We start from the raw sequence: 8758 nt of genomic DNA on the forward strand, positions 1-8758 counted from the left end.
AGTGGCGAAAGAAATTACTGTAATTAAAAAGAAAGTTGTAACAGAGGAAGAACAGAAACAGCAAGTAGCAGATGAACTTCTAAATGAGCTATCTAATAATCGTGAAGCAGTAGAAGAAACGATGCAGCTTTTAGCACAGTTGCAGAAGGCTGGTATATTAGATGCGGCAATTAGTTTACTTGCTGCGAAGGAAGATGTTTCAAAAATCGCTGTGGAGCAATTAAATCGTGAACCCGTTAAAAATGCGTTAAATAATATGATGGGGGCAGGAGAAGCGTTATCTTCAGTTGACCCAGAAATAACGAAGCAAATTACGTCAAGTTTAGTTACAGGATTGCAATTTGCAACAGATGAATTAAATTGTGGTAAAAAAACAAAAGTGATGGATTTCTTTAAAGTATTAAAAGATCCAGATATCAATAGAGCTATTACATTCGGTTTTAGCTTCTTGAAAGCATTTGGACAAGGGCTAGAGAAAAAATAGAATAAATGAAAAAGTGATGGGAAGTAGCCATCACTTTTTTCATTATATGTATAAGAGTGTTCTTGTTAAGCGGAATATATTATTATTAAAAAGATGGATTAGAACTGGAAATATGGAATCCATCTCAAATACCGTTTTAGAATTTGGAGGAGTATATGCAACACCGTAAAAAACTATCTATACCAGGAGTAATGAGACATTCCTTTCAAACAGTTAAATTTGCTTTTTGGAATGTATTAACTTTTCAACTTGCTTATAAATTATTAGCAGCGATTGTGTTTGTTCCACTATTTGGAATCATTTTTAATAAATTATTGTATTTTGGTGGTTATGCAAATGCGACAAATGATGAATTATTAGCGTTTTTAAAGACGCCTTATGGCATCTTAGCAATCGTAATTTTGTCATTGTTAGCACTGTTTCTTATCTTTACAGAATTTGCGGTGCTTATTATTATTTCGTATTTCGCTCATAAAAGACAGAAGGTGAAATTACGTCCGATTTTATATAAAACGGTAACGTATTTACCTACTCTTTTCACATATTGCTTACCAGGATTTATTTTATATGCTGTCGTATTGTTGCCTCTTTTAAATATGGGATATGAAACGGCATTAATCCCGCAAATTCAAATTCCTAACTTCATTACAGGAGAACTGTTTAAGACAACGATGGGACAAGTTGGTTATTACACGTTCTTTGCTGTAGTCGCGTATATAAATCTTCGATGGATTTTCGTTCTACCTATTGTTGTTTTAGAGCAAAAATCATTTCGCGTGGCAGCACGTAAAAGTGCAACTTTAGTAAAGGAAAGCTTTTTTAAAGTACTGCTCTTTTTAGTAGGATTTTTTATTTCAATTGGAATTGTATATGTCGTATTTTTGGGAATATATTTATTGTGCCTATGGGGTGTTTATGAATTTACAAATCCGAAAGGAACATTTGCATTATTAGCAGAATCAACGATTTCTGTATTTTTAACGAGTACATTGTATTTATTTAGTTTTATCGTGACGCCATTTTATATTATGGCGATTACGCGATTATACTTACAAAAGGTACCGGTTGAAGATGTTTTATTAGAAGAAGGATTAGATTATTCGAAAACGAAAGCAGATAAATGTTTCTTCCAAAAACATCGTTGGAAATTTATTGGCGTATATATTGTGGGGATTATTACTGCTGGAATGGTTGTTGCCTTCATTGTAACGTTTATTTCAAATTCGTATAAAGAACCAATTATTATGGCGCACCGCGGGTATATATCAAAAGGCGTAGAAAATACGAAAGAAGCTGTGCAAGGTGCTATTGATGCAAAAGCAGACTACGCTGAAATAGATGTATTACAAACGAAAGACGGTGAACTAGCGGTTATACATGATTTGAAGCTGAAGCGTCTTGCCAATGCCAATGTGCATGTGTCAGATTTAACGATGGCTGAGTTAAGGCAGCTTACCCTTAGTCAAGATGGACTTTCAGGACAAATAAGTACACTTGATGAAATCATTAAGCTAGCAAATGGCAAAATCAAACTTAATATAGAAGTGAAGCTTCATGGGGGCGAAAAAGATTTTGTAAACAAAGTCTTAAAAACGATTAAAGATAATGAATTTGAGAAGCAATGTGTAATTCAAACGTTACACTATCCACTTATTAAAGAGTTTAAACGTGCAAATCCAGATATAAAAGTAGGGTATATATTGTATGCAAGTAGAGCTAACTTAAAGAATGTGAAGGCTGACTTTTACGTAGCAGAAGAATATATGTTAAATAAGAAATTAGTAAAAGAAGCAAGGAAGTTAAACAAACCAATTTACGTATGGACAGTAAATGATATGGAAAATTTAAAGGCATATTATAAGTTAAACGTAGATGGTATCATAACCGATTATCCTGAAGATGCACGTGAAACAATTAAGATGTTAAAAGAGCAAGAAGCGGAAGAAAGTGATCTGTTTGATAAAATTACTGAAACGACAGATGATTTATTTTCTAAGTTATTTATAAGTTACCCAGCTGCTAGCTAAATGCTAGCAGCTGTTTTTTTGTGAAAAGAATATATCTCTAAAGTATTGAGTAAAGTAATAACTGTATATGTATACGTTATCGCTTAGGTTTCTTACATTGTTACATTATTGTCAAATAATAAATGATTGCTGTTTATTTTGAAATAGTATAATAAAAATAGAGTGAAAGATAATGGAATGACACAAAACCCCTAATAGAATCAATGTTTTATATATTTACACTATTCTAAATATAAAAACTTTAGGAAAATGGTATGTTAGCGTTTTCATAACTTTTAAGTTATGCTAGAATAAGGACATAAGTTATTAATTATTACAAAAAGAAAAAAGAATCTCTTTTTTCTGTTAATTATAAGGGGGCATTTCATTATGCGTATTGGGGTACCAGCAGAAATTAAAAATAACGAAAACCGTGTGGCAATGACACCAGCAGGTGTTGTACATTTAATTCGTAACAATCACGAAGTATTCATTCAAAAGGGTGCAGGTTTAGGATCTGGTTTCACAGACGCTCAGTATGTTGAAGCGGGAGCAAAAATTGTTGATACAGCTGAAGAAGCTTGGAACATGGAAATGGTTATGAAAGTTAAGGAACCAATTGAAAGCGAATACAAACACTTCAGTGAAGGCTTAATCTTGTTCACATACTTACACTTAGCTCCAGAGCCAGAATTAACAAAAGCTTTAATCGAGAAAAAAGTTGTTTCTATCGCATATGAAACAGTACAATTAGAAAACCGTTCATTACCATTACTTGCACCTATGAGTGAAGTAGCTGGTCGTATGGCTGCACAAATTGGTGCACAATTCCTTGAGAAAAACAAAGGCGGTAAAGGTATCTTACTTGCAGGTGTTCCAGGGGTTAAACGTGGTAAAGTAACAATCATCGGTGGTGGACAAGCTGGTACAAATGCTGCTAAAATTGCAGTTGGACTAGGTGCGGATGTAACAATCATCGACTTAAGCGCAGAACGTCTTCGTCAATTAGATGACATTTTCGGAAACCAAGTAAAAACTTTAATGTCTAATCCTTACAATATTGCAGAAGCTGTTAAAGAGTCTGATCTTGTAATCGGTGCAGTATTAATCCCAGGTGCAAAAGCTCCAAAACTTGTAACAGAAGAAATGATTAAATCAATGGAACCAGGTTCTGTTGTTGTAGATATCGCGATTGACCAAGGTGGTATTTTCGAAACAACTGACCGTATTACAACTCATGATAACCCAACTTACGAAAAACACGGCGTTGTTCATTATGCAGTTGCAAACATGCCAGGTGCGGTTCCACGTACATCAACTCTTGCATTAACAAACGTAACAGTACCATATGCAGTACAAATTGCTAACAAAGGCTACAAAGAAGCTTGCCTAGGTAACTCTGCATTACTAAAAGGTATTAACACATTAGATGGCTATGTAACATTCGAAGCAGTTGCAGAAGCTCACGGTGTAGAGTACAAAGGTGCTAAAGAATTATTAGAAGCAAAGACAGTATCTTGCTAATAGAAGCATTATACAAAACAAAATCGAACAATATATAAAACAACATGATAAGAGCTAAGAGTGAAGATCTCTTAGCTCTTCTTGGCAAAAGGGGGCATACATCGTGGCCAACCTATTTAAAAAGAAATCCGTTACGCAATTGTTAGGGGAAAGTAAAAGTAAAACTTTGACGAAAACGCTAGGGGCATTTGACCTAACAATGCTAGGGATTGGTGCGATAATTGGTACAGGAGTTCTAGTATTAACTGGATTAGTAGCAGCAAGAGATGCTGGTCCAGCAGTTATTTTTTCATTTATGATTGCAGCAATTGTTTGTGGATTTGCAGCATTATGTTATGCAGAAGTTGCATCTACACTTCCTGTTTCAGGTAGTGTGTACACATATTCGTATGCAACAATTGGTGAGTTTGTTGCTCATTTAATGGGATGGACATTGTTATCCGTATATGTCGTAACGACTGCCGCAGTAGCTGGCGGATGGACGGGTTATTTCAATAATTTAGTGAGTGGGCTGGGACTTGAAATTCCGAAAGCGTTGCTAACGATTCCAGCGCAAGGTGGTATGGTAAACTTACCAGCAGTTATTGTTACGTTAGTGATAACTTGGTTATTATCACGCGGTACGAAAGAAAGTAAGCGTGTGAATAACATAATGGTATTAATTAAAATTGGTATTGTTGTTTTATTCATTGCAGTTGGTGTATTCTACGTGAAACCAGAAAACTGGATACCATTTGCACCTTACGGTTTAAGTGGAGTGTTCGCAGGGGGAGCAGCAGTATTCTTTGCTTTCTTAGGATTTGATGCATTAGCAACTTCTGCTGAAGAAGTAAAAAATCCGCAACGTGATCTACCAATTGGTATTATTGCTTCGTTAGTTATTTGTACAATTATTTATGTTGTAGTTTGTCTCGTTATGACAGGTATGGTTTCTTATAAGGAATTAGATGTACCTGAAGCTATGGCGTATGTGTTAGAAGTTGTAGGACAAGATAAAGTGGCTGGTGTAATTGCAATTGGAGCTGTAATTGGTATTATGGCTGTAATTTTCGCTTACATTTATGCGACAACACGTGTATTCTTCGCAATGAGCCGTGATGGTTTATTACCAAAATCTTTTGCGAAAATTAACAAGAAGACTGAAGCGCCAACATTTTCAGTTTGGTTAACAGGAATTGGTAGTGCTTTAATTGCTGGATTTATCGATTTAAAAGAATTGTCGAATTTAGCGAATATTGGAGCGTTATTAACATTCGCCATGGTTGGTGTAACTGTTATCATTCTTCGTAAAACGCATCCGAAATTACAACGTGGATTTATGGTACCACTTGTACCGATCTTACCGATTATTTCAATTGCATGTTGTCTATTCTTAATGGTAAATTTACCGTTAACAACATGGATATACTTTGGTATTTGGTTAGCAATTGGAGTAGTTGTATACTTTGTTTATTCGAAAAAACATAGTCATTTAAAAGACGATAGCAGTTCGCAGGATAATTTAGATCAAGCTAATTAAAGGGATATAACACAGTAAGCCTTGTGCGTCTAGGGAGCGCGCAAGGCTTTTTCTTTTGTTGAAATAAAGGGAACATATATTACTTTGTTGAATTTTTATGTCGGAATATGAAAAAAAGGGGTGTGCGAATTGTACATCCTTTTTTGTATGAGAATATAGAGGATGCGGAAAATATGTATATGCCTTACTAAAATGTGAACGAAATGTTCATAAAAAAATTCAGATTTCATTGACACATATGAGCAGGTGCTCATATAATAAGAGTATAAAATATATGAATGATTGTTCATATGTTCAATTAAAGAGGTGAGCTATAATGGCTGGAAATAAAGTAGAAACACCACAAGAGACATGTTCTCAAACGATAATTCATGAAGAAGTTGTTGAGCAAGTAAAACAAACAATTCCAACTGATGAAAGTTTAAGTAAAGTAGCAGAACTATTTAAAGTATTAGGTGACCGTACACGTACGAGAATATTACATGCGCTATTTGAAGCTGAGATGTGCGTTTGTGATTTAGCTTATTTATTAGGAATGACACAATCATCTATTTCGCATCAGCTTCGTGTGTTAAAGCAAGCGAAACTTGTAAAGAATCGTAAAGAAGGAAAGGTTGTTTATTATTCGTTAGCTGATCAGCACGTAATTCATATCTTCGAGCAAGCGTTTGAGCACGTAAACGAAGAAGAATAAAAAGAACGCGAGGAGGGAGAACGATGGCTGAAGCATTAGTGAAAAAGAAATTGATGTTAGAAGGTTTAGATTGTGCGAACTGTGCAATGAAAATTGAAAAAGGTGTTGGGAATATAGAAGGAGTAAATTCTTGCTCTGTAAACTTCGCAACAAAGACAATGATCTTAGAAACAGCACAAAATAAAGAAAACGAAGTTGTTACGGAAGCAAAACAACTCGTTACAAAATTAGAACCGCATATTAAAGTGCAAGAAGAACAAAAAAATAAAATTGCTAAAGAAGTATTTATATTAGAAGGTTTAGATTGCGCGAACTGTGCAATGAAAATTGAAAATAAAGTTAAGGAAATGCCAGCTGTCTCAGAAGCAACTGTTGATTTCGTATCGAAGAAACTACGAGTAGAAGTTGCGAATAAAAGAGAACTAGAAGCGACTGTAGCAAATATAACAAATGTCGTTCAAAAGTTAGAGCCAGATGTGAAAGTTGTTCGTGAAGAGAAGAACGGTCATGACCACGGACATAGTCACGATCATGGTGAAGCAAATGTGAAAAAGATGGTAGGGAGATTAGTGGTTGGCGGAATTTTGACGGCAATTGCTGCATTAGCGGGCTTACCACAAATGGTAACAATTCCGTTATTCGTCCTTGCTTATTTATTAATAGGTGGAGATATCGTTTGGAGAGCGGTAAAAAACATAACTCGTGGCCAAGTATTTGATGAAAACTTCTTAATGGCAATTGCAACTGTAGGAGCTTTTGCAATTCAGCAATATTCAGAAGCTGTAGCAGTAATGCTATTTTATCAAGTAGGAGAACTATTCCAAAGCATTGCGGTAAACCGCTCTCGAAAATCAATTACTTCATTAATGGATATTCGTCCTGATTATGCGAATGTAAAGGTTGGAAATGAAACGAAACAAGTATCACCAGAAGATGTACAAATTGGCGATTATATTATCGTTAAGCCAGGTGAGAAAGTACCATTAGACGGAAAAGTAATTGAAGGAACATCAATGGTAGATACTTCAGCATTAACTGGTGAATCTGTACCACGTGAAGTTGAAGTTGGAAATGATGTATTAAGTGGCTTTGTGAACCAAAACGGCGTGTTGACAATTGAAGTTACAAAAGAATTTGGTGAATCAACTGTATCGAAAATTTTAGATTTAGTTCAAAATGCAAGCAGTAAAAAAGCACCAACAGAAAACTTTATTACGAAGTTTGCGCGTTACTACACTCCAGTTGTAGTTATTACAGCGGCGATCATGGCGTTTATTCCACCGCTTATTTTAGAAGGGGCTACATTCTCTGAGTGGATTTATAGAGCTTTAGTGTTCTTAGTAATCTCTTGTCCATGTGCGTTAGTTGTATCCATTCCTCTTGGATTCTTTGGAGGTATCGGTGGTGCATCTAAAAGTGGTGTGTTAGTAAAAGGTAGTAACTATTTAGAAGCTTTAAATGATGTAAAATATATTGTTTTTGACAAAACAGGAACATTAACAAAAGGTGTTTTCAAAGTTACAAAAATGGAACCGAGCGAAGGTACTACAAGCGAAGAGTTATTAGAGTATGCGGCATTTGCTGAAGTGTATTCTAACCATCCAATTGCCCAATCTATTCGAAAGGCATATGGAAAATCAATTGATGAAAAAATAATCGATGATTATAACGAAATTTCTGGTCACGGTACAGTCGTAAAAGTACAAGGAAAAGAAATTTTTGCAGGTAATGCAAAATTAATGAGAAAAGAAAATATTGAATTTAAACAACCAGAAACAGTAGGTACATTAGTTCACGTTGCTATAGATGGAAAATATGCAGGTTATATTGTTATTTCTGATGAGGTAAAAGAGGATTCGAAACAAGCGATTCAAAAGTTAAAAGAACTAGGTATTAAAAAGACAGTAATGTTAACTGGTGATGCAAAAACAGTTGGTGAAGCTGTCGGTAAAGAATTAGGCTTAGATGAAGTTCATGCGGAATTACTACCGCAACAAAAAGTAGAAGAGATTGAAAAAATTGATGCAGCGAAGCATGGAAAAGAAAAAATTGCCTTCGTTGGTGACGGTATTAACGATACACCAGTATTAGCCCGTGCAGACGTTGGTATTGCGATGGGTGGTTTAGGATCAGATGCAGCAATTGAAGCGGCAGACATCGTTATTATGACTGATGAGCCTTCAAAAATTGCGACAGCTGTAAAAATTGCAAAACGCACAAGAAGTATAGTGTGGCAAAATATCATCTTTGCTTTAGGTGTAAAAGGGATCGTTCTATTACTTGGTGCCTTTGGTATTGCAACAATGTGGGAAGCTGTTTTCTCAGATGTTGGTGTGACACTACTTGCAGTGTTAAATGCAATGCGTGTATTACGAGTGAAAGATTTATAAAAAAGAGGACGCAACCTGCGTCCTCTTTTTTATTGGTTATTTTGTTGAAATTGATTTAATAAAATAATATCAAATATTATTTTACTTTTGAATAATATGATATTAAAATTTACAAATAAAAAACATTCGTCGTATTATTTT

At 35.0% G+C, this 8758-nt stretch carries 6 protein-coding genes; all 6 read left to right on the plus strand.

All coding sequences use genetic code 11. The features are described from left to right. The first annotated feature begins 1 nt into the window (after position 1). The 6 genes from MR160_RS22160 to MR160_RS22185 all read left to right on the plus strand — a co-directional run bounded on the left by MR160_RS22160 (position 2) and on the right by MR160_RS22185 (position 8617). Positions 2–484, plus strand: coding sequence for a helical membrane plugin domain-containing protein (locus MR160_RS22160; protein WP_001040538.1), 483 nt, complete (start codon positions 2–4; stop codon positions 482–484). Positions 485–639: 155 nt separating this feature from the next. Beyond that, positions 640–2511, plus strand: a complete 1872-nt coding sequence (locus MR160_RS22165) for a glycerophosphodiester phosphodiesterase (RefSeq protein ID WP_001164710.1) — start codon at positions 640–642, stop codon at positions 2509–2511. A gap of 369 nt (positions 2512–2880) precedes the next feature. Beyond that, on the plus strand, positions 2881–4014 hold the full coding sequence (gene ald, locus MR160_RS22170; RefSeq protein WP_001219743.1) for an alanine dehydrogenase: 1134 nt from the start codon (positions 2881–2883) through the stop codon (positions 4012–4014). A gap of 103 nt (positions 4015–4117) precedes the next feature. Continuing rightward, complete coding sequence (locus MR160_RS22175; RefSeq protein WP_001284899.1) at positions 4118–5533, plus strand: amino acid permease; 1416 nt, start codon at positions 4118–4120, stop codon at positions 5531–5533. A gap of 316 nt (positions 5534–5849) precedes the next feature. Continuing rightward, entirely contained in the window at positions 5850–6227 is a 378-nt protein-coding gene (locus MR160_RS22180; protein ID WP_000918378.1) for an ArsR/SmtB family transcription factor, read from the plus strand. Positions 6228–6250: 23 nt separating this feature from the next. Further along, entirely contained in the window at positions 6251–8617 is a 2367-nt protein-coding gene (locus MR160_RS22185) for a heavy metal translocating P-type ATPase (protein WP_000796565.1), read from the plus strand. The last annotated feature ends 141 nt before the right edge of the window (positions 8618–8758 follow it).

Origin of the sequence: Bacillus cereus group sp. BfR-BA-01382, from assembly GCF_022663475.1 — a bacterium.
In the GTDB taxonomy this organism is placed as follows: Bacteria; Bacillota; Bacilli; order Bacillales; family Bacillaceae_G; genus Bacillus_A; species Bacillus_A thuringiensis_S.

What these genes read in the sequence shown, in the direction of transcription:
- MR160_RS22165 (WP_001164710.1), top strand. Translation starts at nt 640, where the DNA reads ATGCAACACCGTAAAAAACTATCTATACCAGGAGTAATGAGACATTCC.
- ald (WP_001219743.1), top strand. Translation starts at nt 2,881, where the DNA reads ATGCGTATTGGGGTACCAGCAGAAATTAAAAATAACGAAAACCGTGTG.
- MR160_RS22180 (WP_000918378.1), top strand. Translation starts at nt 5,850, where the DNA reads ATGGCTGGAAATAAAGTAGAAACACCACAAGAGACATGTTCTCAAACG.
- MR160_RS22185 (WP_000796565.1), top strand. Translation starts at nt 6,251, where the DNA reads ATGGCTGAAGCATTAGTGAAAAAGAAATTGATGTTAGAAGGTTTAGAT.